Source organism: Streptomyces sp. NPDC058579 (assembly GCF_042718575.1).
Lineage (GTDB): Bacteria > Actinomycetota > Actinomycetes > Streptomycetales > Streptomycetaceae > Streptomyces.
This window is the reverse complement of record NZ_JBHXPI010000004.1, coordinates 92,322-115,662: the sequence shown is the minus strand read 5'-3', so window position 1 is coordinate 115,662 and position 23,341 is coordinate 92,322. Positions and strand designations below refer to the sequence as shown.

The 23,341-nt window shown below is 71.2% G+C and carries 19 protein-coding genes; 10 read left to right on the top strand and 9 right to left on the bottom strand.

Features of this window, described 5'->3' with window-relative positions; translation table 11 throughout:
• The first annotated feature begins 37 nt into the window (after positions 1-37).
• The 6 genes from ACFWRO_RS07625 to ACFWRO_RS07600 all read left to right on the top strand — a co-directional run bounded on the left by ACFWRO_RS07625 (position 38) and on the right by ACFWRO_RS07600 (position 8,599).
• A complete protein-coding gene (locus ACFWRO_RS07625; RefSeq protein ID WP_384505718.1) occupies positions 38-1,249 on the top strand; it encodes an ROK family protein in 1,212 nt (403 codons plus the stop codon).
• 122 nt (positions 1,250-1,371) lie between these two features.
• Positions 1,372-2,472: a substrate-binding domain-containing protein gene (locus ACFWRO_RS07620; protein WP_384505716.1), complete on the top strand. Its 1,101-nt coding sequence runs from the start codon at positions 1,372-1,374 to the stop codon at positions 2,470-2,472.
• Positions 2,473-2,649: 177 nt separating this feature from the next.
• Positions 2,650-3,456, top strand: coding sequence for an ATP-binding cassette domain-containing protein (locus ACFWRO_RS07615; RefSeq protein ID WP_384505714.1), 807 nt, complete (start codon positions 2,650-2,652; stop codon positions 3,454-3,456).
• Positions 3,453-4,802, top strand: coding sequence for a sugar ABC transporter permease (locus ACFWRO_RS07610; protein ID WP_384505711.1), 1,350 nt, complete (start codon positions 3,453-3,455; stop codon positions 4,800-4,802). The genes ACFWRO_RS07615 and ACFWRO_RS07610 overlap by 4 nt, the downstream gene beginning before the upstream one ends.
• Before the next feature lie 209 nt (positions 4,803-5,011).
• Positions 5,012-6,928 carry a 1-deoxy-D-xylulose-5-phosphate synthase gene (gene dxs / locus ACFWRO_RS07605; RefSeq protein ID WP_384505708.1) on the top strand — a complete coding sequence of 639 codons (1,917 nt, stop codon included), beginning with the start codon at positions 5,012-5,014 and terminating at the stop codon, positions 6,926-6,928.
• A gap of 153 nt (positions 6,929-7,081) precedes the next feature.
• Positions 7,082-8,599, top strand: a complete 1,518-nt coding sequence (locus ACFWRO_RS07600) for an amino acid permease (RefSeq protein ID WP_384505705.1) — start codon at positions 7,082-7,084, stop codon at positions 8,597-8,599.
• Here ACFWRO_RS07600 and ACFWRO_RS07595 read toward each other — a convergent pair.
• Positions 8,596-8,964 carry an NTP pyrophosphohydrolase gene (locus ACFWRO_RS07595; RefSeq protein ID WP_384505703.1) on the bottom strand — a complete coding sequence of 123 codons (369 nt, stop codon included), beginning with the start codon at positions 8,962-8,964 and terminating at the stop codon, positions 8,596-8,598. The genes ACFWRO_RS07600 and ACFWRO_RS07595 overlap by 4 nt on opposite strands.
• A gap of 127 nt (positions 8,965-9,091) precedes the next feature.
• On the opposite strand from ACFWRO_RS07595, the gene ACFWRO_RS07590 reads away from it, so the two are divergent.
• On the top strand, positions 9,092-10,195 hold the full coding sequence (locus ACFWRO_RS07590) for a hypothetical protein (RefSeq protein WP_384505701.1): 1,104 nt from the start codon (positions 9,092-9,094) through the stop codon (positions 10,193-10,195).
• A 75-nt stretch (positions 10,196-10,270) separates the two neighbouring features.
• Here the strand turns inward: ACFWRO_RS07590 and ACFWRO_RS07585 are convergent, their stop codons facing one another.
• From ACFWRO_RS07585 to ACFWRO_RS07565, 5 genes are all read right to left on the bottom strand, one after another.
• Positions 10,271-12,409, bottom strand: coding sequence for a 3-hydroxyacyl-CoA dehydrogenase NAD-binding domain-containing protein (locus ACFWRO_RS07585; RefSeq protein ID WP_384505698.1), 2,139 nt, complete (start codon positions 12,407-12,409; stop codon positions 10,271-10,273).
• Complete coding sequence (locus ACFWRO_RS07580) at positions 12,406-13,620, bottom strand: thiolase family protein (RefSeq protein WP_384505695.1); 1,215 nt, start codon at positions 13,618-13,620, stop codon at positions 12,406-12,408. Before ACFWRO_RS07580 ends, ACFWRO_RS07585 begins: the two co-directional genes overlap by 4 nt.
• A 271-nt stretch (positions 13,621-13,891) precedes the next feature.
• Positions 13,892-15,166 (bottom strand): HRDC domain-containing protein, encoded by a 1,275-nt coding sequence (locus tag ACFWRO_RS07575; RefSeq protein WP_384505692.1) that lies wholly within the window; start codon positions 15,164-15,166, stop codon positions 13,892-13,894.
• 135 nt (positions 15,167-15,301) lie between these two features.
• Positions 15,302-15,967 carry a response regulator transcription factor gene (locus ACFWRO_RS07570; RefSeq protein ID WP_015037008.1) on the bottom strand — a complete coding sequence of 222 codons (666 nt, stop codon included), beginning with the start codon at positions 15,965-15,967 and terminating at the stop codon, positions 15,302-15,304.
• Positions 15,968-16,272: 305 nt separating this feature from the next.
• Positions 16,273-16,953 (bottom strand): DUF3000 domain-containing protein, encoded by a 681-nt coding sequence (locus ACFWRO_RS07565; RefSeq protein ID WP_384505688.1) that lies wholly within the window; start codon positions 16,951-16,953, stop codon positions 16,273-16,275.
• Positions 16,954-17,044: 91 nt separating this feature from the next.
• Here ACFWRO_RS07565 and hemE point away from each other — a divergent pair, with 91 nt between their 5' ends.
• Entirely contained in the window at positions 17,045-18,103 is a 1,059-nt protein-coding gene (gene hemE, locus ACFWRO_RS07560) for a uroporphyrinogen decarboxylase (RefSeq protein WP_384505685.1), read from the top strand.
• A gap of 24 nt (positions 18,104-18,127) precedes the next feature.
• Here the strand turns inward: hemE and ACFWRO_RS07555 are convergent, their stop codons facing one another.
• The 3 genes from ACFWRO_RS07555 to ACFWRO_RS07545 form a co-directional block, all read right to left on the bottom strand.
• Positions 18,128-18,562, bottom strand: a complete 435-nt coding sequence (locus ACFWRO_RS07555; RefSeq protein ID WP_384505682.1) for a hypothetical protein — start codon at positions 18,560-18,562, stop codon at positions 18,128-18,130.
• 66 nt (positions 18,563-18,628) lie between these two features.
• The gene (locus tag ACFWRO_RS07550; RefSeq protein WP_384505679.1) at positions 18,629-20,002 is read right to left on the bottom strand and encodes an FAD-dependent oxidoreductase; all 1,374 of its coding nucleotides are present in this window, start codon (positions 20,000-20,002) and stop codon (positions 18,629-18,631) included.
• A gap of 27 nt (positions 20,003-20,029) precedes the next feature.
• Positions 20,030-20,956, bottom strand: coding sequence for a DUF4349 domain-containing protein (locus ACFWRO_RS07545; RefSeq protein WP_384505676.1), 927 nt, complete (start codon positions 20,954-20,956; stop codon positions 20,030-20,032).
• A 150-nt stretch (positions 20,957-21,106) separates the two neighbouring features.
• On the opposite strand from ACFWRO_RS07545, the gene hemG reads away from it, so the two are divergent.
• The gene (hemG, locus tag ACFWRO_RS07540; RefSeq protein ID WP_384505673.1) at positions 21,107-22,609 is read left to right on the top strand and encodes a protoporphyrinogen oxidase; all 1,503 of its coding nucleotides are present in this window, start codon (positions 21,107-21,109) and stop codon (positions 22,607-22,609) included.
• 17 nt (positions 22,610-22,626) lie between these two features.
• Positions 22,627-23,340, top strand: a complete 714-nt coding sequence (hemQ, locus tag ACFWRO_RS07535) for a hydrogen peroxide-dependent heme synthase (RefSeq protein ID WP_384505671.1) — start codon at positions 22,627-22,629, stop codon at positions 23,338-23,340.
• The last annotated feature ends 1 nt before the right edge of the window (position 23,341 follow it).

The window sequence follows — 23,341 nt, the reverse complement described above, 5'->3', positions numbered from 1 at the left end:
ATCACACCGTCCATCGCAGGCGGGAGTGGATGAGTCGATGGAGACTCCGGGGTCGCAGACATCTCTGCACAGGGCCAACCTCGAGCGGGTGGTCCGTGCGGTACGCATGGCGGGCTCGCTCACCCAGGCGGAGATCGCCCGGGCGACCGGCCTGTCCGCCGCCACGGTCTCCAACATCGTGCGAGAGCTGAAGGACGGCGGCACCGTCGACGTCACGCCCACCTCCGCGGGCGGCCGCCGGGCGCGCAGCGTCTCGCTCTCCGGCGACGCCGGCATCGTCATCGGCGTCGATTTCGGACACACCCATCTGCGGGTCGCCGTGGGCAACCTGGCTCACCAGGTGCTCGCCGAGGAGTCCGAGCCGCTGGACGTGGACGCCTCCGCCGCGGAGGGCTTCGACCGGGCGGAACAGCTGGTCATGCGGCTCATCGGGGCTACCGGCATCGGCCGCGACAAGGTCGTCGGCGTCGGCCTCGGCGTACCGGGCCCGATCGATGTCTCCTCGGGCACGCTGGGCTCCACCTCGATCCTGCCGGGCTGGTCCGGCATCAACCCGGCCGACGAGCTCTCGGGCCGGCTCGGCGTGCCCGTGTACGTCGACAACGACGCCAACCTCGGCGCGCTGGGCGAGCTCGTGTGGGGCAGCGGCCGGGGGGTGAAGGACCTGGCCTACATCAAGGTCGCCAGCGGCGTGGGGGCCGGTCTCGTCATCGACGGGCGGGTCTACCGGGGCCCCGGGGGCACGGCGGGCGAGATCGGGCACATCACGCTCGACGAGTCGGGCCCGGTCTGCCGCTGCGGCAACCGCGGCTGCCTGGAGACCTTCACGGCCGCCCGCTACGTCCTGCCCCTGCTCCAGCCCGGCCACGGCCCCGATCTGACGATGGAACGGGTCGTGCAGCTGGCCCGCGAGGGCGACCCGGGCTGCCGGCGCGTCATCGCCGACGTCGGCCGCCACATCGGCAGCGGGGTCGCCAACCTCTGCAACCTGCTCAACCCCAGCCGGGTCGTCCTCGGCGGCGACCTGGCCGAGGCCGGTGAACTGGTCCTCGCGCCCATCCGCGACTCCGTCTCGCGGTACGCGATCCCCAGCGCCGCCCGGCAGTTGTCGCTGGCTCCCGGGGCGCTCGGCAGCCGCGCCGAGGTGCTCGGCGCGCTGGCTCTCGTACTGAGCGAAATGGGCGATTCGACCCTGCTTGAGAGCGCCTTGCCCGGCGCGGCGCAGGCCTCCGCGCCTGCCTTCACTTAGATAACGAATGGCACCGTTGCCATCTCGTTAAGGATTTACTTCTTGACGATGTCCTCGCGGCCGAGTTGACTTCCAGCCACCTCGGCCGCAACGTCGCGGCCTCGTCAGGGAGGCAACCCCACATGAACGCATTGACGCGTCGCGTCGTCATAGGCACGGCCGCGGTTTCCATGGCCCTCTCCGTCGCCGCCTGTGGCAAGGCGGGCGACAGCGACTCGGGTAACGGGAGCGGCGGCGACAGCAAGACCATCGGTCTGCTGCTGCCGGAGAACAAGACCACGCGTTACGAGACCTTCGACCGCCCGATCATCGAGGCGAAGATCAAGGCTCTCTGCTCGGACTGCGAGGTCAAGTACAACAACGCCGCGCAGGACACCGAGACGCAGAAGAAGCAGTTCGACGCGCTCGTCACGCAGGGCGTGAAGGTCATCATCCTGGACTCGGTCGACTACAAGGCCACCAAGTCCTGGGTCCAGCAGGCGGAGAAGAAGGGCGTCAAGGTCGTCGCGTACGACCGGCTGGCCGAGGGCCCGATCTCCGCCTACGTCTCCTACGACAACGAGAAGATCGGCCGCCTCCAGGGCGAGGGCCTCGTGAAGGCGCTCGGCGACAAGGCCAAGGACGCCAACGTTGTCATGATCAACGGCTCGCCGACCGACCCGAACGCGCCGCTCTTCAAGAAGGGCGCGCACAGCGTCCTCGACTCGGCCGTCAAGAAGGTCGTCTACGAGCAGGACATCCCGGACTGGTCCCCGGACGAGGCCAACAAGAAGATGGGTGCCGCCATCGACTCGCTGGGCAAGGACGGCTTCCAGGGCGTCTACTCGGCCAACGACGGCATGGCCGGCGGCATCATCACCGCCCTCTCCAAGCAGGGCATCAAGGTCCCGGTCGGCGGCCAGGACGCCGAGCTCGCCGGTCTCCAGCGGATCCTGAAGGACGAGCAGGCCTTCACGATCTACAAGCAGATCAAGCCGGAGGCCGAGACCACCGCCGAGATCGCCGTCCGCCTCCTCAAGGGCGAGAAGATCGACGACCTCGTTCCCACCAAGGTCACCAGCCTGACCGGTGAGTTCAAGGACATCCCGGCGAAGCTGTACGACGCCCAGGTCGTCACCAAGGCCGACATCGCCGGCACGATCATCAAGGACGGCGTCTACAAGGCGGCCGACATCTGCACCGCCGAGTACAAGGCGGCCTGCGAGGCGGCGGGCATCAAGTAACCCCCGCTGCCGGTACGGCCGTTCGGTTCGGATCACCCCTCTGAACGGCCCCCGGATCCGGTCCGGCGCCCCGCCCCGTTCAACGCCCCGCAAGCGGGGGCGGGGCGCCGGACTTCTCTCACAGCCCCCCTCAGTACTCTTCGCACCACCATCCCCGCCGGTCAGGCGGCGAAGGAGATGATTCACGTGTCCGCTACGCCCGTGCTGGCGTTGCGCGGAGTCTCCAAGCGGTTCGGCGCCGTCCAGGTGCTCACCGACGTAGAACTGGAGATCCACGCCGGTGAGGTCGTCGCCCTGGTCGGCGACAACGGCGCCGGCAAGTCGACTCTCGTCAAGACGATCTCGGGTGTCCACCCGATCGACGAGGGCGTCATCGAGTGGGACGGCCGCCCCGTCCAGATCACCAAGCCCCACGACGCCCAGAACCTCGGGGTCGCCACCGTCTACCAGGACCTGGCGCTCTGCGACAACCTCGATGTCGTCGCCAACCTCTTCCTCGGCAGCGAGCTGAGCTCCGGCTCCGTCCTCGACGAGATCGCCATGGAGAAGCGCGCCAAGGAGCTCCTGGACACCCTGTCCATCCGCATCCCGTCGGTCCGCATCCCCGTCGCCGCCCTCTCCGGCGGTCAGCGGCAGGTCGTGGCCATCGCCCGCGCCCTGATCGGCGACCCGAAGGTCGTCATCCTGGACGAGCCCACCGCCGCCCTCGGCGTCGAGCAGACCGCACAGGTGCTCGACCTCGTGGAGCGGCTGCGCGAGCGCGGCCACGGAGTCATCCTCATCAGCCACAACATGGCCGACGTCCGCGCCGTCGCGGACAAGGTCGCGGTGCTCCGACTGGGCCGCAACAACGGTGTCTTCGACGTGAAGGACACCACCCACGAGACGATCATCGCCGCCATCACCGGTGCCACGGACAACGCCGTGACCCGTCGGCAGGCCCGGACGGCCTCGGTCACGGCCACGAAGGAGGACGCGAAGTGAGCGACCTCGCCAAGACCCCCGAGACGCCCGAGACGGCTCCCGAGGCCGCCGACGCGGCTGTGCCGGCCCAGGCCACCGCCTCGGAGGTCACCGCCCCCGAGGCCTCCGCCGCCCCGATCCCCGCCGTCGACCCGCGCCTGCTGGTCCGCGAGGAGGGCCTCAAGGGCTACTGGACCGAGTTCAGCCGCAAGATCCGCGGCGGCGAGCTCGGCTCCCTGCCCGTCGTTCTCGGCCTGATCGTCATCGCGATCGTCTTCCAGGTCCAGAACAGCAACTTCCTCTCCGCGAGCTCCGTCGCCAACATCGCGGTCTACTCCTCCGGCCTCGGCATCATGGCCGTCGGCATCGTCTTCGTCCTCATCCTGGGCGAGATCGACCTGTCGATGGGCTCGGTCGCGGGCGTCGGCGCCGCCGTCTGGGCGGTGCTCCAGGTCACCAACGGCGTGAACGACCTGCTCGCCGTCGTCCTCGCCGTCGTCTCCGGCCTCCTCATCGGCCTGTTGCACGGCTTCTTCTTCGCCAAGATCGGCGTCCCGGCCTTCGTCGTCACCCTCGCCGGCTTCCTCGGCTGGAGCGGCCTGCAGATCTGGCTGATGGGCAAGGAGGGCTCGATCAACGCCCCCTCCGGCTCGATCGTGGAGAACCTGACGGCGTACTACTTCGAGGACAAGGCTGCCGCGTACGGCCTGGCCCTCGTGGCGGTCCTCGCCTACGCGGGCTCCCTGCTGCTCGACGCCAAGCGCCGCAAGGCCGCCGCCCTGCCGTCCCGGCCGGTCAGCGAGATCGTGCTGCGCACCGCCGTCGTCGCGATCCTCTGCTTCGTCGTCGCCTACGTCCTGAACGAGCCCGAGGGCGCCCGCGGTCTGCCGCTCGCCCTGGTCCTCTTCCTGGCCGTCCTGGTGATCGCCGACTTCGTCGCCCGCCGCACCCTGTTCGGCCGCAAGGTCTTCGCGGTCGGCGGCAGCGCCGAAGCCGCCCGCCGCGCCGGCATCAACGTCGACCGGATCCGGATCATCGTCTTCGGCCTCTCGGGCATGCTCGCCGCCTTCGGCGGTCTCTTCGTGGCCAGCCTCTCGGGCGGCGCCACCAAGAGCCTCGGCAGCGGCAACACGCTGATGCTCGTCATCGCGGCGGCCGTCATCGGCGGCACCAGCCTCTTCGGCGGACGCGGCAAGGTCTGGTCGGCACTCCTGGGAATGATCGTGATCCAGTCGATCCAGCAGGGCCTGAACATGATCGGCATGGCCAACGAGATCCAGTACATGATCACCGGCGCCGTGCTCCTCGCCGCCGTCGTGATCGACTCGATCTCGCGCCGAACGCAGAAGACCGCGGGCCGCGCATAGCGGCCACTGTCGGCAAGCACACAGTGTCCGGCGCCGGAGAACCGGTGCCGGGCACTGCTGCGTCTGGCCCTGTGTACCGCCCGTACGCTCAGCGGTGTGTCGGCCACACGTGTGACGCGCACCCCGCCGCCCGATGACCACGATCGGCGACGGAACATTAGACTCGACAAATCGGCAAGCTCGACCAGCTCAATGGCAAGGAGGCACGGGTGGCATTGCTGACCCGTATCAGGGGACCGCGCGATCTGGACCGGCTCTCCCCGGAACAGCTGGAACAGCTGGCCGAAGAGATCAGGACGTTTCTCGTGGACGCCGTCTCCAAGACCGGCGGTCACCTGGGGCCCAACCTCGGCGTGGTCGAACTGACCATCGCCCTGCACCGCGTCTTCGACTCACCGAAGGACAAGGTCCTCTTCGACACCGGCCACCAGAGCTACGTCCACAAACTGCTCACCGGCCGCCAGGACTTCTCGAAGCTGAAGATGAAGGGCGGCCTCTCCGGCTACCCCTCGCAGGCCGAGTCCGAGCACGACATCATCGAGAACTCGCACGCCTCCACGGTCCTCGGCTGGGCCGACGGCCTGGCCAAGGCCAACGAGGTCCTGAAGAAGGACGACCACGTCGTCGCCGTCATCGGCGACGGAGCCCTCACGGGCGGCATGGCCTGGGAGGCGCTGAACAACATCGCCGCCGCCAAGGACCGCCCGCTGGTCATCGTCGTCAACGACAACGAGCGCTCCTACGCGCCGACGATCGGCGGCCTCGCCAACCACCTGGCGACGCTCCGTACCACCGACGGCTACGAGCGCTTCCTCGCCCGTGGCAAGGACATCCTGGAGCGCACCCCCGTCGTCGGGAAGCCGCTCTACGAGACCCTGCACGGCGCCAAGAAGGGCCTGAAGGACTTCATCGCCCCGCAGGGCATGTTCGAGGACCTCGGCCTGAAGTACGTCGGCCCCATCGACGGCCACGACATCGAGGCCCTGGAGTCCGCCCTGACGCGCGCCAAACGCTTCGGCGGCCCGGTGATCGTCCACTGCCTCACCGAGAAGGGCCGCGGCTACCAGCCGGCCCTCCAGGACGAGGCCGACCGCTTCCACGCCGTCGGCAAGATCCACCCCGACACCGGCCTGCCGATCTCCTCCTCCGGCGCCGACTGGACCGGCGTCTTCGCCCAGGAGATGGTGAAGCTCGGCAAGGAGCGCGAGGACATCGTCGCGATCACCGCGGCCATGCTCCAGCCCGTCGGCCTCGACAAGTTCGCCAAGGCCTTCCCCGAGCGGGTGTACGACGTCGGCATCGCCGAGCAGCACGCCGCGGTCTCCGCGGCCGGCCTCGCCACCGGCGGCCTCCACCCGGTCTTCGCGGTCTACGCGACCTTCCTGAACCGCGCCTTCGACCAGGTCCTCATGGACGTGGCCCTGCACAAGTGCGGCGTCACGTTCGTCCTGGACCGGGCGGGTGTCACCGGCACCGACGGCGCCTCCCACAACGGCATGTGGGACATGTCGATCCTCCAGGTCGTCCCCGGCCTGCGGCTCGCCGCCCCGCGCGACGCCGACCAGGTCCGCGCCCAGCTGCGCGAGGCCGTCGAGGTCACCGACGCGCCGACCGTCGTCCGCTTCTCCAAGGGCGCCGTCGGCCCCGCCGTACCGGCCCTGCGCCGCATCGGCGGCATGGACGTGCTCCGCGAGCCCGGCACCGACCGACCGGACGTGCTCCTGGTCTCCGTCGGCGCGCTCGCGCCGATGTGCCTGGACATCGCCGACCTGCTCGACAAGCAGGGCATCTCCACGACCGTCGTCGACCCCCGCTGGGTCAAGCCGGTCGACGAGGCCCTCGCGCCCCTCGCCGACCAGCACCGGGTCGTCGTCACCGTCGAGGACAACAGCCGCGTCGGCGGGGTCGGCTCGGCCGTCGCGCAGGCCCTGCGCGACGCCGGCGTGGACGTACCGCTGCGCGACTTCGGCATCCCGCCGCGCTTCCTCGACCACGCCTCGCGCGCCGAGGTGATGGCCGAGATCGGTCTGACCGCCCCGGACATCGCCCGTCAGGTCACCGGCCTGGTCTCGCGTCTGGACGGGCTCACCGAGGAGAGCAGGACCGTGGAGCCCGCGCGCGACTGACCGGAGGTCACACCGCGTCACCATTGGGCCGGTCGGAGCACCCCACGGGGTGACCGACCGGCCCTTTCGTGTGAAACGTGTTCGCTCGACGGGCGCCACCCCTTTCGTGTCTCGATCATGGGGTTCTGGGACCGACGGCACGGAGGTACGACGGTGAGTACGGACCAGCAACCGCCACAGGCACGTTCCGGAATCTTCCGGACAAAAACGGTCGAACAGTCGATCCGTGACACGGAGGAACCGGAGCACGCGCTCAAGAAGTCGCTCTCCGCCTGGGACCTCACGGTCTTCGGCGTCGGAGTGATCATCGGCACCGGCATCTTCGTGCTCACCGGCAAGGTGGCCAAGGAGAACGCCGGCCCGGCCACCGCGCTCGCCTTCGTCGCCGCCGGCATCGTCTGCGCGCTAGCGGCGCTCTGCTACGCGGAGTTCGCCTCCACCGTCCCGGTCGCCGGATCGGCGTACACGTTCGCGTACGCCTCGATCGGCGAACTGCCGGCCTGGATCATCGGCTGGGACCTCGTCCTGGAGTTCGCGCTCGGCACGGCCGTGGTCGCCGTCGGCTGGTCCGGCTACGTCCGCTCGCTGATGGACAACGTCGACTGGCACCTACCGGCGGCGCTACAAGGCCCGGACGCCCCCGGCGGGACGTTCGACATCCTCGCCTTCCTGCTGGTCCTGGTCCTGACGGTGATCCTGGTCCTCGGCATGAAGCTCAGCGCCCGGATCACCGCGCTCGTCGTGGCCATCAAGGTCACCGTCGTCATGATCGTGATCGTCGCCGGCCTGTTCTTCATCGTCGGCGACAACTACGACCCGTTCATTCCCCCCGCGATCACCCCGGAGGGCGGCGGCTCCGCCTGGGACGCCCCGCTGGTCCAGACGATCTTCGGGTACGAGGCGACCAACTTCGGCGTCATGGGCATCTTCACCGCCGCCTCCGTCGTCTTCTTCGCCTTCATCGGCTTCGACGTGGTCGCCACCGCCGCCGAGGAGACCAAGCTCCCGCAGCGCGACATGCCCCGAGGCATCCTGGGCTCGCTGCTGATCTGCACCGTGCTCTACGTCGCCGTGGCGCTGGTCGTGACCGGCATGCAGCACTACAGCGAACTCTCCGTGAGCGCTCCGCTCGCCGACGCCTTCAAGTCCGTAGGACACCCGTTCTACGCCGGCGTGATCAGCTTCGGTGCCGCCGTCGGCCTCACCACCGTCTGCCTCATCCTGCTGCTCGGCCAGACCCGGGTGTTCTTCGCGATGAGCCGCGACGGGCTGCTGCCCCGCTTCTTCTCCGTCACGCACCCGCGCTTCAGGACGCCGTACCGGCCGACCATCCTGCTCGGCGTGATCATCGCCATCGTGGCCGGCTTCACCAGCATCAACGAGCTCGCGACGCTGGTGAACATCGGCACGCTCTTCGCCTTCGTCGTCGTCGCCCTCGGCGTGATGGTGCTCCGCCGCACCCGCCCCGACCTGCACCGCGCCTTCCGCACGCCGTGGGTGCCGTGGCTCCCCATCATCTCGATCGCCGCGTCGGTGTGGCTGATGCTCAACCTGCCGGGCGAGACCTGGTTCCGCTTCGCCGTCTGGATGGCGATCGGCGTCGTCGTCTACTTCCTCTACGGCCGCTCCCACAGCCGCCTGGGCAAGCAGGGCCAGGACGCGCGGTACTAGCCCTCCAGGACCGCACGCGGGCCCACGCACCGGGCCCCGTGCTCACCCACCCGCCGCCGCAGTTCACGGTCGGCCGTGACCACCAGGCACGGCCGACCGGCCGCGTTCCGGGCCAGCTCCACGATGAGGTCGTCGCCGCTGCCGGGCGCCTCCTCGACCCGTACGCCGGGCACCGGCTCCACGCCCCGCGCCCGGCCCTCCACGACCAGCACGATCTCGAAGGGGCCGCCCTCGGGCCCGCCCCCGGCCGCGAGCCGGTCGCGCAGCCGCTCGGCGGCCCCACGACGGTCGCGCCACCACCCGTCGGGCACCGAGCCCACCACGTTGGCGCCGTCGACGATCAGCAGAGGCAGCTCCTGGTCCATGCCCACAGGATCTCAGCCCCCACCGGGGGAGTCGGGACCTCCGGGCACCCACTAAAGTCGACGAACAGCAGTCCGAGCGGACCTGCACCTTTCCACCGCTGATCTGTCGACCGGAGCGCCGCACCTCATGGCATATCGATCCGATGACCCGACCCGCCGTCTCCAGGGGCCGTTCACCGTCCCGACCCTGCGCGGGAGCTGGCTCACCCGTGGCGCGGAGGGCCGTTTCAGCGCCTACCTGATGAGCGACGGCGAGGTGCTGCGCTGGACCGAGGGCACCGACGGCCGCTGGAGCGGCCCGGTCTCCCTCGGCGGCGGAGGGACGCTCCGGCCGATCCTGTCGCTCGGGCAGGGCGTGAACCGTTACGTCCACATGGTGGGGCTGCGTCCGGTGCCCGACACCGAGGACCATGTCGAGCTGGTGCACTCGACCCAGTTCCAGACCGGCCGCCCGGCGGTGGAGTGGCGTTCGATCCAGCACTCCAACGGCAAGAGCTTCCCGTGGACCGGCAACCCGGCCGTCGCGGTGGACGCCCTGGGGCGCGCGTACATCTTCACCAAGAACGGTGGCGGCGGACTGAGCGTACGGGCCCAGAAGGACGGCGGCGGCTGGCACCCGTGGTGGGACCTGTGGGGCAACCGCTCCGACCCGTCGCCGGTCGCGGTCACCAACGGCGAGGGCTTCGTCGAGCTGTACTCGGCGAAGCCGGAGGGCCTGCTCCGCTACGAGCAGCAGGAGTCCGGCGGCAAGCCGGTCCGGCACGACGTGGTGCCCGTGCCCGCGCCGGTGACCTTCGGGACCCTGGCCGCGGTGACCGGGTCCTCGGGCCACGTCACGCTCTACTACCTCGACGAGGAGCAGCGCGTCTGCGCCTGGTCCCCGGGACGCTCGCTGGAGCCGACGCCGTTCCTGGACGCGGTGGGCACGGGCCCGCTCGCCGCGACCCCGTGCGTGGTCGACGGCGTCGAGTGCACCGCGCTCGCCCAGCAGTCCGCCGACGGGCGGCTCGCCCTGGTGGCCTTCCCCGCCGAGGAGGAGACCGCCGTCACCAAGTGGACCGAGACGGGCGAGCCCCGCGGCCCGCTGACCACGACCCTCGCGCAGGGCCTGGACGGCGGTCTGGTGGCCCTGACGGCGGCGGACGGCCCGAAGGGACCCCTGCTGCTCACCATGCGTCAGAAGACCGCGGCAGACGGCTTCCAGCTCGGCGCGTGGCAGTCGCTGGCCTGACCCGGAAGACGAGAACGCGGAACGGCCCCGGCACCTTTCTGGTGCCGGGGCCGTTCGCTTGCTACGTCCCGTACGTTACGCCGGGACGCTCGCGACGCCCTGCGCGAGGAACGGCTTGCCGTTCACCCGCTGGGAGACGCCCTCACGGTCCAGGTACGGCGTGATGCCGCCCAGGTGGAAGGGCCAGCCCGCGCCCGTGATCAGGCAGAGGTCGATGTCCTGCGCCTCGGCGACGACACCCTCCTCCAGCATCAGGCCGATCTCCTGCGCCACCGCGTCCAGGACGCGGGCGCGAACCTGCTCCTCCGTCAGGACGACGTCGCCCTGCTTGAGGAGGGCGGCGACCTCGGGGTCCAGCTCCGGCTTGAAGTTGTTCTCGGCGGAGTAGACGTAGAAGCCGCGCTTGCCGGCCTTGACGACGGCCGCCAGGTTCGGGGAGACGGTGAAGCGCTCCGGGAAGGCGCGGTTCAGGGTCTCGGAGACGTGCAGACCGATCGCCGGGCCGACGAGCTCCAGGAGCACCAGCGGCGACATCGGCAGACCGAGCGGCTCGATCGCCTTCTCGGCCGTCTCGACCGAGGTGCCCTCGTCGATGACGTTCTGGATCTCGCCCATGAAGCGGGTCAGGATGCGGTTCACGACGAACGCCGGGGCGTCCTTGGTGAGGACCGCGGTCTTCTTCAGCTTCTTCGCGACACCGAAGGCGGTGGCGAGCGAGGCGTCGTCCGTCTTCTCGCCGCGGACGATCTCCAGGAGCGGGAGGATCGCGACCGGGTTGAAGAAGTGGAAGCCGACCACGCGCTCCGGGTGCTGGAGCTTCGAGGCCATCTCGGAGACCGAGAGCGAGGAGGTGTTGGTGGCGAGGATCGCGTGCGCCGGGGCGACCGCCTCGACCTCCGCGAACACCTTCTGCTTGACCGACATCTCCTCGAACACGGCCTCGATGATGAAGTCCGCGTCCGCGAAGCCCGCGGCCTTGTCCAGGACACCGGAGACCAGGCCCTTCAGGCGGTTGGCCTTGTCCTGGTTGATCCGGCCCTTGCCGAGCAGCTTCTCGATCTCGCCGTGGACGTAGCCCACGCCCTTGTCGACGCGCTCCTGGTCGATGTCGGTCAGGACGACCGGCACCTCCAGGCGGCGCAGGAAGAGCAGGGCGAGCTGGGAGGCCATCAGACCGGCGCCGACGACACCGACCTTGGTGACCGGGCGGGCCAGCGACTTGTCCGGGGCACCGGCCGGCCGCTTGGCGCGCTTCTGCACCAGGTTGAAGGCGTAGATGCCGGAGCGGAGCTCGCCGCCCATGATCAGGTCGGCGAGCGCCTGGTCCTCGGCGTCGAAACCGGCCTGGAGGTCGCCGTCCTTGGAGGCGGCGATGATGTCCAGGGCGCGGTACGCGGCCGGGGCCGCGCCGTGCACCTTGGAGTCGGCGATGAACCGGCCCTTGGCGACGGCCTGGTCCCAGCCCTCACCGCGGTCGATCTCCGGACGCTCCACCGTGACCGTGCCGTTGAGGACGGAGGCGGTCCAGATCAGCGACTGCTCCAGGAAGTCCGCGCCCTCGAAGAGCGCGTCGGCGATGCCGAGCTCGAAGACCTGCTTGCCCTTGAGCTGACGGTTCTGGTTCAGCGAGTTCTCGATGATGACCGTGACGGCCTTCTCGGCGCCGATCAGGTTCGGCAGGATCGTGCAGCCGCCCCAGCCGGGGACGAGACCGAGGAAGACCTCGGGCAGCGAGAAGGCCGGCAGGGCCTTGGAGACGGTGCGGTAGGTGCAGTGCAGACCGACCTCGACACCGCCGCCCATCGCCGCGCCGTTGTAGTACGCGAAGGTCGGCACGGCCAGCGCGGAAAGACGCTTGAAGACGTCGTGGCCACCCTTGCCAATGGCGAGCGCGTCGGAGTGCTGCTTGAGCAGCTCGACGCCCTTGAGGTCGGCGCCGACGGCGAAGATGAACGGCTTACCGGTGACACCGACACCGACGATGGAACCCTCGGCGGCTTCCTTCTCGACCTGGTCGATGGCGATGCTGAGGTTCGCCAGGGACTGCGGACCGAAGGTGGTCGGCTTGGTGTGGTCGAAGCCGTTGTCCAGCGTGATCAGCGCGAACCGGCCGGCGTTCGCCGGGAGTTCGAAGTGCCGTACGTGGGCGCTGGTGACGACCTCGTCCGGGAACAGCTCGGCCGCACCCTTCAGAAGCTCGGCGGTGGTGCTCACTTGCCCTCCCAGTGGGGGTTTTCCCAGATGACAGTGGCGCCCATGCCGAAGCCGACGCACATGGTGTTGAGGCCGTAGCGGACCTGCGGGTTCTCCTCGAACTGGCGGGCCAGCTGCGTCATCAGGCGGACGCCGGAGGAGGCGAGCGGGTGACCGTAGGCGATCGCGCCGCCGTACTGGTTGACGCGGGCGTCGTCGTCGGCGATGCCGTAGTGCTCCAGGAAGGCGAGGACCTGGACCGCGAAGGCCTCGTTGACCTCGAAGAGGTCGATGTCCTCGATGGACAGACCGGCCTGCGCGAGCGCCTTCTCGGTGGCCGGGATCGGCCCGTAGCCCATGACCTCGGGCTCGACGCCGGCGAAGGCGTACGAGACGAGGCGCATCTTCACCGGGAGGTTGTGCTCGCGTGCGAAGTCCTCGGAGGCGATGATCGAGGCGGTGGCGCCGTCGTTGAGACCGGCCGCGTTGCCCGCGGTGACGTTGCCGTGGACGCGGAACGGCGTCTTCAGGTTCGCCAGCGACTCCAGGGTCGTACCCGGGCGCATCGGCTCGTCGGCGGTGACCAGGCCCCAGCCGGTCTCGCCGGCCTCGGCGTTGGTGCGGCGGACCGAGATCGGCACCAGGTCCTGCTGGATCTTGCCGTCGGCGTACGCCTTGGCGGCCTTCTCCTGCGAGCGCACGGCGTACTCGTCGGCACGCTGCTTGGTGATGCTCGGGTAGCGGTCGTGCAGGTTCTCGGCGGTCATGCCCATGAACAGGGCGGACTCGTCGACGAGCTTCTCGCTCACGAACCGCGGGTTCGGGTCGACGCCCTCGCCCATGGGGTGACGGCCCATGTGCTCGACACCGCCCGCGATGACGGCGTCGTACGCGCCGAAGGCGATGGAGCCGGCGACGCTCGTCACGGCGGTGAGGGCACCGGCGCACATGCGGTCGATGGAGTAGCCCGGGACGGACTGCGGCAGCCCGGCGAGGATGCCGGCGGTGCGGCCGAGGGTCAGACCCTGGTCACCGATCTGCGTGGTCGCGGCGATGGCGACCTCGTCGATCTTCGCGGGGTCGAGGCCGGGGTTGCGGCGCAGCAGCTCCCGGATGGCCTTCACGACGAGATCGTCGGCGCGGGTCTCGTGGTAGATGCCCTTCGGGCCCGCCTTGCCGAACGGGGTGCGGACGCCGTCGACGAAGACGACGTCCCTGACGGTACGAGGCACGATGGCTCTCCTCCAGGTGCGGGATGGCACTGCTGCGGCACGCGACTAAGCGTGCGCTTGCTCCCCCCATGCTACTTGTGGGTAACCAAGCTGCCCAGCCCCCTGGGCGGGAGCGGCGAAGGTCACACTCGGGGAGTGGAGGGCGTGCGGAGCCCGGGGCGCCTGCGGCGGGCTCTTTCCCCACCCCGCCCCTTCCCGAACTGGGGCTCCGCCCCAGACCCCGCGCCTCAAACGCCGGCGGGGCTGGATTTCGGGGCGGGGTGGGGGAAAGCTACTCCGTTGCCGCCAGGGCCTCCACCAGCAGCGGGGTCACCAGGGTCACCTGCCACGGGCGGGCGCCGTAGCCGGACAGGGCGGTGGCGACCTGGTCCGGGGTCGGGGGTTCCCAGCAGACGCGGCGGACCGTGTCCGGGGTGATCAGGTTCTCCTGGGGGAGGTTCAGCTCCTCCGCGAGCGCCGAGACCGCCGCCCGTGCCGCCGAGAGGCGCGCGGCCGCCGCCGGGTCCTTGTCCGCCCACGCGCGCGGCGGCGGCGGGCCCGCGACCTGCGCGCCCGGCTGGGGCAGCTCGTTGTCCGAAAGGGCCTTCGCCCGGTCCACGGCCGACTGCCACTGCTCCAGCTGCCGGCGGCCCATGCGGTGCCCGAACCCGGGCAGCGCGGTCAGCGCCGCGACATTCAAAGGAACCGCCAGCGCCGCCTCCACGATCGCCGCGTCGCTCAGCACCTTGCCCGGCGAGACGTCCCGCCGCTGGGCGATCCGGTCCCGGGCCTCCCACAGCTCCCGTACCACCGCCATCTGACGGCGACGGCGGACCTTGTGCATGCCGGAGGTCCGTCGCCACGGGTCCTTGCGCGGCGGCGCGGGCGGAGCCGAGGCGATCGCGTCGAACTCCTCCAGGGCCCACTCCAGCTTGCCCTGCCGGTCGAGCTCCTTCTCCAATGCGTCACGCAGGTCGACGAGAAGCTCGACGTCCAGCGCGGCGTACCGGAGCCAGGGCTCGGGCAGCGGGCGGGTGGACCAGTCCACCGCGGAGTGCCCCTTCTCCAGGGCGTAACCGAGTACGGACTCGACCATGGCCCCGAGCCCGACCCGCGGGAAGCCCGCGAGCCGGCCCGCCAGCTCGGTGTCGAACAGCCGGCTCGGCACCATGCCTATGTCCCGCAGGCACGGCAGGTCCTGGGTCGCGGCGTGCAGGATCCACTCGGTCCCCGCGAGCGCCTCACCGAGGCCGGAAAGGTCCGGGCAGCCCACCGGGTCGACGAGCGCGGTGCCCGCGCCCTCGCGGCGGAGCTGGACGAGATAGGCGCGCTGGCCGTAGCGGTACCCGGAGGCGCGCTCGGCGTCGACGGCGACGGGCCCGCGGCCCGCGGCGAAGGCGGCGATCACCTCGGCGAGCGCCTCGTCGGTCGCCACGACGGGCGGCATGCCCTCACGGGGCTCCAGCAAGGGGATCGGCAGCCCGTTCGCAGGGACGTCGTCGTCCGGGGGAGCGCCCCCGGTGGTTCGCAGTGCTGTGTCTGCTGCGGTCTCTTGGGCGTCGGTCACGTGTCAAGGGTATCTGTGAACGGCAAGCGCCTGTCGACGGAACGTTCCGTCGACAGGCGCCGATGTTTCGTCAACCGCGCGGGGTGCCCGTTCGGGGACTCCAGGGGCTCAGTGGACTCGGTGGACTCGATGGGTTCAGTGGATGATTCCGGTGCGCAGCGCCACCGCGACCATGCCGGCCCGGTCGCCGGTGCCCAGCTTGCGGGCGATCCGGGCGAGGTGGCTCTTCACGGTCAGGGCGGACAGGCCCATGGAGACGCCGATCGCCTTGTTCGACTGGCCTTCGGCCACAAGCCGGAGCACCTCGACCTCACGGCCGGAGAGCTCGCGGTAGCCGCCCGGGTGGCTCGGAGCACCCGGGGGGCGGCGGTGGCCGAGACGGGCTGCCGCGGCGCCGATGGGGGCGGCGCCGGGGCGGGTGGGGTGCCCGATGTTGGTCCGCGTACCGGTGACGACGTAACCCTTGACGCCACCGGCCAGCGCGTTGCGTACCGCGCCGATGTCGTCGGCCGCGGAGAGGGCCAGGCCGTTGGGCCAGCCCGCCGCGCGGGTCTCGGACAGCAGCGTGAGGCCGCTGCCGTCGGGGAGGTGGACGTCGGCCACGCAGATGTCGCGTGGGTTGCCGACGCGGGGACGGGCCTCGGCGATGGACGACGCCTCGATGACGTCGCGTACGCCGAGGGCCCACAGGTGGCGGGTGACGGTGGAGCGAACACGCGGGTCGGCCACGACGACCATGGCCGTCGGCTTGTTCGGGCGGTAGGCGACCAGGCTTGCGGGCTGCTCGAGGAGAACGGACACACGGCCTCCTGGGGAGATGCGGGACGGAGCCGGCTCGGGGAAGAAGCCGGGGGCGAACCCGTGCGGTGAAGGGGTCAATGACCTCTTCGGCAGCTCGGCCGCCCGCCTTTAGGGAAAGATCACGATTTGGTGAGTAACAATTCGGGCAATTCGGACGCGTGATCGATCATCCTACGAGTTTGCCTCCGTACGGGCGATGCCGACGGCCCGTACGAGACCCTCTCCGGGGGCCCGTCGAGGGCCCGCCGGAGCCCCTCCCGGGGGCCCCTCCCGAGGGGCCCCCGCGCCCCGACCGGACCCGCCGACTACGGCTGCTGCGGGCCCCTGCGCTGTGGCAGCGAGACGACCCCCGCGCCCGAGATCGTTCCCGCCCCCGGGTCCGCGAGCGACGGCGGCAGGCCCGCGATCTGGCAGAGCAGGTCGCACCAGGCCGCCAGATGCGCCCCGGTGTCCGGCACCCCGCCCAGCGCTTCCTGCGGCGTCCACGACGCCCGGATCTCGATCTGCGTCGCCGGGCGCCGCTCGGCGAGGCCGCCGAAGTAGTGCGAACCGGCCTGGGTGACCGTCCCGCTCGCCTCCCCGTACGCCAGGCCGCGCGCCTCCAGCGCGCCGGTCAGCCACGACCAGCAGACCTCCGGCAGCAGCGGGTCCGCCGCCATCTCGGGCTCCAGCTCCGCCCGTACGAGCGTCACGAGCCGGAACGTACCCTTCCAGGCGTCGTGCCCCGCCGGGTCGTGCAGCAGCACCAGCCGGCCGTCGGCGAGATCGTCCTCGCCCTCCACGACGGCCGCCTCCAGTGCGTACGCGTACGGGGCCAGGCGCTGCGGCGGCCTGGTCGGGTCGATCTCCAGTTCCGGCCGCAGCCGGGCCGCCCGCAGGGCGTCGACCGCTCTCTTGAAGGCGGGTGGCACCGCGTTCGCCTCCGTGTCGTCTTTGCCTCCGTCACCGTCGGAATGATCGGAAAAATGTCCCTGAGCCGCAGCCATGCGGGGAAGAGTAGGCGGAACGGGGGCCGCGCGCAGGGAGGCACACCCCACCCCGGCGGGCGGCTTGCGCGTGCATGCGAAGATTCTGGGCGTGAGCGCCATTGAGACGAAGCACCAGCCGCAGACGTACGACTCCGCCTTCCTGAAGGCCTGCAGGCGTGAGCCCGTGCCGCACACGCCGGTCTGGTTCATGCGGCAGGCCGGGCGCTCGCTGCCCGAGTACCTGAAGGTCCGCGAGGGCATCCCGATGCTCGAGTCCTGCATGCGGCCCGAGCTCGTCACCGAGATCACGCTGCAGCCCGTGCGCCGCCACAACGTGGACGCGGCGATCTACTTCAGCGACATCGTGGTCCCGCTGAAGGCCATCGGCATCGACCTCGACATCAAGCCGGGCGTCGGCCCGGTCGTCGCCGACCCGATCCGGACCCGCGCCGACCTCGCCCGGCTCCGCGACCTGACCCCCGAGGACGTCCACTACGTCACCGAGGCCATCGGGATGCTCACCGGCGAGCTCGGCTCCACCCCGCTCATCGGTTTCGCCGGCGCGCCTTTCACCCTCGCGAGCTACCTCGTCGAGGGCGGCCCGTCCCGCAATCACGAGCACACCAAGGCGCTGATGTACGGCGACCCGCAGCTGTGGGCCGATCTGCTCGACCGCCTCGCCGAGATCACCTCGGCCTTCCTCAAGGTCCAGATCGAGGCCGGCGCCTCCGCCGTCCAGCTCTTCGACTCCTGGGTCGGCGCGCTCGCCCCGGCCGACTACCGCCGCTCCGTGATGCCCGCCTCCGCGAAGGTCCTGGAGTCCGTCGCCTCGTACGGGGTCCCGCGCATCCACTTCGGTGTGGGCACCGGCGAGCTCCTCGGCCTCATGGGCGAGGCCGGCGCGGACGTCATGGGCGTCGACTACCGGGTCTCGCTCGACGAGGCCGCCCGCCGCGTCGGCCCCGGCAAGGCGCTCCAGGGCAACCTGGACCCGGCCGTGCTCTTCTCCACCACGGAGGCCGTCGAGGCCAAGGCGGACGAGGTCCTGGCCGCCGCCAAGAGGCTCGAGGGGCACATCTTCAACCTGGGCCACGGCGTGCTGCCGACGACCGACCCGACGGCCCTGACGCGTCTTGTGGAGCACGTGCACACGCGGACGGCCGTCTGACGGCCGTCCGCGCGCGGGTGGGGCTCAGCCCTCGCAGTTGACGGGCGGGTTGCCGGAAGCCACGCGGCAGAAGTCGAACCCGAGGCCGCCGTTGACGACGCCCGCGTTCGCGCCGGCGCGGACGTAGTCGCTGTCCGCGTCCCCGTGCACGGCGCCGGTCGCCGCGACCGGTCCGCCGACCTGGACGTAGTCGCGGCCGGCGCCGCCCCTGACGGTGCCGGCGACGTTGCCGGTGACGATGATGTAGTCGGCGCCGCCCTGACCGTTCACCGTGTCGCCGGCCGAGACCGTGCCACAGGTGATGAAGTCGGCGCCGGCCGTGCCCACCACGTTCGTGGAGGTGACGGCGGCGCCGTTGACCGTGCACGTGGTCGCCGCGTGGGCGGGCGTCGCGGTCAGGGCGAGCGGGGCTATGACGAGGGTGGCGGCGCAGAGCGCACGCAGAGTGTGTCGGATCATGTGACCAGTCACCCATGGTGATGGGAGGGTCGCAAGCCGTCACCCGTGATGCGTGCTCCGCTCGGGTCAGCCCGCCGCCCGGACCGCCGCCACCGCCTTCCGCGCCGCGATGAGCACCGGGTCCCACACGGGTGAGAACGGTGGCGCGTACCCCAGGTCGAGCGCCGTCATCTGCTCCACCGTCATCCCGGCCGTCAACGCCACCGCCGCGATGTCCACCCGCTTGGCGGCCCCCTCGCGGCCCACGATCTGCACCCCGAGCAGCCGGCCCGTACGGCGCTCCGCGAGCATCTTCACCGTCATCGGGGCCGCGCCGGGGTAGTAGCCCGCCCGGCTGGTCGACTCGATCGTCACCGCGACGTACCGAAGCCCCACCTCCCGGGCCTCCTTCTCGCGCAGCCCCGTCCGAGCGATCTCCAGATCGCAGACCTTCGACACCGCCGTGCCCACCACGCCAGGGAACGTGGCGTAACCACCGCCCACGTTCGAACCGATGACCTGACCGTGCTTGTTGGCGTGCGTGCCGAGCGCGATGTGCCGCTCGCGCCCCGACACCAGGTCGAGGACCTCGACGCAGTCACCGCCCGCCCAGATGTTCTCGTGACCCCGCACCCGCATCGCGAGGTCGGTGAGCAGCCCGCCGTACGCACCGAGCGGCAGCCCGGCAGCCGCCGCGAGGCGCGTCTCCGGTACGACACCCATCCCGAGGACCACCACGTCCGCCGGGTACTCCCCGTCCTCCGTCGCCACCGCCCGGACCCGGCTGTCGTCCCCCGTGAGGATCTTGGTGACCGGCGAGGAGCCGACCGTCGTGATCCCGAGGCCGTCCATCACCTGGTGGACCAGGCGCCCCATGTCCGGGTCGAGCGTCGCCATCGGCTGCTCGCCCCGGTTGAGGACCGTCACCTCGTAGCCCCGGTTCAGGAGCGCCTCGGCCATCTCCACGCCGATGTACCCGGCGCCCACGACGACCGCACGCCGGCCCTCCGTGCGCGCCAGCGAGTCGAGCAGCGACTGCCCGTCGTCGAGGGTCTGCACGCCGTGCACGCCCGGCGCGTCCATCCCCGGCAGCGGCGGCCGCATCGGTCGCGCGCCGGTCGCGATCACCAGCTTGTCGAAGCCCGTCCACGCCTCCGTGCCCGACTCCAGGTCCCGCGCGCGCACCCGCTGCCCGGGCACGTCGATCTCGACGACCTCCGTCCGCATCCGCAGGTCGATCTCGCGCGCCCGGTGCTCCTCGGGGGTACGCGCGATCAGCTCGTCGCGCTCGGCGACGTCGCCGCCGACCCAGTACGGGATGCCGCAGGCCGAGTACGAGCTGAAGTGACCGCGCTCGAAGGCGACGATCTCCAGCTCCTCGGGGCCCTTGAGTCTGCGTGCCTGCGACGCGGCGGACATGCCCGCCGCGTCGCCGCCGATGACCACCAGTCGTTCGCTCATACGAACACGCTACGTCGGCGCGGTCGTTCAGTCGGTGGAAGCGGGCCGCTCCTCCGCGCCGGCCGCCGGGCCGGTCCACGGGCCCGGCGCGGGGCGCCGCGCCGCGCGGCGCGGCCGGATCACGTACCGCCACACCAGGTAGCCGACGAGGGCCACCGCGAGCCACGGCGCCAGCGCCGCCAGGACGATCCCGATCCAGGTCAGCGCGGCCACCAGCGCGTTCCAGCCGCCCGCGAGCGCGTCCAGGAAGCCCGGCCGTTCCTCGCTCTCCGCCGGCTTCGCCGTCTCCTTCTCGGTGAGTTCGAGAGTGATCGTCGCCAGGGCCGTACGGTCCTTCAGCGAGGCCTGCTGGGCGAGGAGCGACTCCAGGTCGGCCTGACGGCGGCTCAGCTCGCCCTCCAGGGTGACCACGTCACTCAGCTTCGTGGCCTGGTCCATCAGCTTGCGGACCCGGTCGACGCTCGCCCGCTGGCTCGCGATCCGGCTCTCCACGTCCACCACCTGCTCGGTGACGTCCTTGGCGTCCGCCTTACGGGAGAGCAGCTTCCCGGTGCCCGCGAGCTCCCCCAGCACCGACTCGTAGGAGGCCTGCGGCACGCGCAGCACGATCCGGGAGGTCACGTGCGAGTCGTCGATCCGCTCGGTCGCCTCGTTGGCGACATGACCGCCCGCGTTCTCGGTGACCCGGCGGGCGGTGGCCAGGGCCTTCGTCGCGTCCTTGACCTCCACGGTCAGTTCGGCGGTACGGATGATGTGCTGCTGCTGTCCCTTGGCGGGGGCGGAGGGGTTCTTCGCGTCCGGCGCCCCGCTGCCCGCGGCCTTGTCGGACTCGTACCCCTGGTCGGCGGCGCCCTCGGCCGGCCTCGCCGCGCTCACCCCCTTTTCGTCGGCGCCGCTGTCGGACGCGCCGGCGCCGCAGCCGGTCAGCGCCAACGAGACCATCAGCAGCGCCACGGCTGCTCTTCGCGCTCCTCGCACAGGATCCCCCCTGAGGTGGTGGTGAGTGATGTCGGTTCGACGTGCGACCCCGCCTCGCGGGTTGCCCTCCGGCGGTAGCGAAGCGGTCACGTTCTGGCCTCGGAACGGGTTTGAGAGAGTGGAGCCATGAACGCGGACACCACGGTCAGCAGGGCACGGGCGCATGTCGTTGTCGTCGGAGGCGGAATCGCGGGTCTCGCGGCGGCCCACAGACTGGTCTCGGCCGGCCTGCGCGTGACCGTGCTCGAAGGCGGCGACCGGCTCGGCGGCAAGCTCCTCGCCGGCGAGATCGCCGGCGCCCCCGTCGACCTCGGCGCCGAGTCGCTGCTCGCCCGCCGCCCCGAGGCGGTCGCGCTCGCCCGCGCCGTCGGACTCGGCGACCGGCTGTGCGCGCCCGCCACGACCACGGCGTCCGTCTGGAGCCGGGGCACGCTCCGCCCGATGCCCAAGGGCCACGTCATGGGCGTCCCCGGCGACGCGGCGGCCCTCGCCGAGCTGCTCTCCGACGAGGGCCTGCGCCGGGTCGGGCGCGACCGCGAACTGCCCCCCGCCGAGATCGGCGAGGACATCGCCATCGGCGCGTACGTCGCCGAGCGCATGGGCCACGAGGTCGTCGACCGGCTCGTCGAGCCGCTGCTCGGCGGGGTGTACGCCGGAGACGCCTACCGCATCTCCCTGCGGGCCGCCGTGCCCGCCCTCTTCGCCGCCGCCCGCAGCCACCCGACGCTCACCGACGCCGTCCGCGCCGTCCAGCGGGCGGGCGCCGCGACCCCGTCCGACGCGGCGGGCGCCGGCACCGGCCTCGGCGGCTCCGTCTTCGCGGGCATCGAGGGCGGGATCGGCACCCTCCCCGAGGCCGTCGCCACGGCGATCCGCGCGGCGGGCGGCGAGATCCTGACCCTCATGCCGGTGACCGAGGTGCGCCGGGCGGCGGACGGCGGACGGTGGCGGATCGTCGCCGGCGGCCGGGAGTTCCGCGCCGACGCGGTCGTCGTCGCCGCGCCCGCCTGGGCCGCCGCCGAGCTCCTCGGGCCCGAGGCGCCCGCGGCGGCGGGGGAGCTGGCCAGGGTCGAGTACGCCTCGATGGCCCTTGTCACCTTCGCCTTCCGGCGCCAGGACGTGCACGGGCTGCCCGGTTCCGGGTTCCTCGTGCCGCCCGTCGACGGGCACACCATCAAGGCGTCCACGTTCTCCAGCCAGAAGTGGCAGTGGGTCTCCGACGCGGCCCCCGACCTGTTCGTCCTGCGGACCTCCGTCGGCCGCTACGGCGAGGAGGAGCAGGTCCACCGCGACGACGCCGACCTCGTCGAGGCCTCCCTCAAGGACCTCGCCGCGGCCACCGGGCTCACCGCCCGGCCCGTCGCCACCACCGTCACCCGCTGGACGGACGGCCTCCCGCAGTACCCCGTCGGCCACCTCGCCCGCGTCGCCCGCATCCGTGACGCCGTCGCGGCCGTACCCGGACTGCGCCTGGCCGGCGCCGTGTACGAGGGCGTCGGCATCCCCGCCTGCGTCGCCTCGGGCCGACGCGCGGCGGACGAGATCGTGGCGGAGATCGGGACGGAGAACGCGGACGAGATCATCGCCACGTCGGAAACCACCCACCCTGGTGCTGGGCACTGTCCGTGACGGGCGAGAATAGGCGTATGAGTGCGCCCGAAAAGATCCCGAACGCCGGTAAGAAGGCGAAGGACCTCAACGAGGTCATCCGCTACACCCTGTGGTCTGTGTTCAAGCTGCGCGACAACCTGCCCGAGGACCGCGCCGGCTACGCCGACGAGGTCCAGGAGCTGTTCGACCAGCTCGCCGCCAAGGACATCACCGTGCGCGGCACGTACGACCTCTCCGGTCTGCGCGCCGACGCGGACGTCATGATCTGGTGGCACGCCGAGACGAGCGACGAGCTCCAGGAGGCGTACAACCTCTTCCGCCGCACCAAGCTGGGCCGCGCCCTGGAGCCGGTCTGGTCGAACATGGCGCTGCACCGCCCCGCCGAGTTCAACAAGTCGCACATCCCGGCCTTCCTGGCCGACGAGACGCCCCGCGACTACGTGAGCGTCTACCCCTTCGTGCGCTCCTACGACTGGTACCTGCTGCCGGACGAGGACCGTCGCCGGATGCTCGCGGACCACGGCAAGATGGCCCGCGGCTACCCGGACGTCCGCGCCAACACGGTCGCCTCGTTCTCGCTCGGCGACTACGAGTGGCTCCTCGCCTTCGAGGCCGACGAGCTGCACCGCATCGTCGACCTCATGCGCCACCTGCGCGCCTCCGAGGCGCGGATGCACGTCCGCGAGGAGGTTCCCTTCTACACCGGCCGCCGCCGTTCCGTGGCGGACCTGGTGGCGGGTCTGGCCTGAC

Excerpts from the sequence above, each read along its gene's own strand:
- ACFWRO_RS07615 (WP_384505714.1), top strand. The coding sequence starts at position 2,650 with ATGATTCACGTGTCCGCTACGCCCGTGCTGGCGTTGCGCGGAGTCTCC.
- ACFWRO_RS07595 (WP_384505703.1), bottom strand. The coding sequence starts at position 8,964 with ATGGACCAGGAGCTGCCTCTGCTGATCGTCGACGGCGCCAACGTGGTG.
- hemQ (WP_384505671.1), top strand. The coding sequence starts at position 22,627 with ATGAGTGCGCCCGAAAAGATCCCGAACGCCGGTAAGAAGGCGAAGGAC.
- hemG (WP_384505673.1), top strand. The coding sequence starts at position 21,107 with ATGAACGCGGACACCACGGTCAGCAGGGCACGGGCGCATGTCGTTGTC.
- ACFWRO_RS07620 (WP_384505716.1), top strand. The coding sequence starts at position 1,372 with ATGAACGCATTGACGCGTCGCGTCGTCATAGGCACGGCCGCGGTTTCC.
- ACFWRO_RS07590 (WP_384505701.1), top strand. The coding sequence starts at position 9,092 with ATGGCATATCGATCCGATGACCCGACCCGCCGTCTCCAGGGGCCGTTC.
- ACFWRO_RS07625 (WP_384505718.1), top strand. The coding sequence starts at position 38 with ATGGAGACTCCGGGGTCGCAGACATCTCTGCACAGGGCCAACCTCGAG.
- ACFWRO_RS07555 (WP_384505682.1), bottom strand. The coding sequence starts at position 18,562 with ATGATCCGACACACTCTGCGTGCGCTCTGCGCCGCCACCCTCGTCATA.
- ACFWRO_RS07550 (WP_384505679.1), bottom strand. The coding sequence starts at position 20,002 with ATGAGCGAACGACTGGTGGTCATCGGCGGCGACGCGGCGGGCATGTCC.
- ACFWRO_RS07565 (WP_384505688.1), bottom strand. The coding sequence starts at position 16,953 with ATGGCTGCGGCTCAGGGACATTTTTCCGATCATTCCGACGGTGACGGA.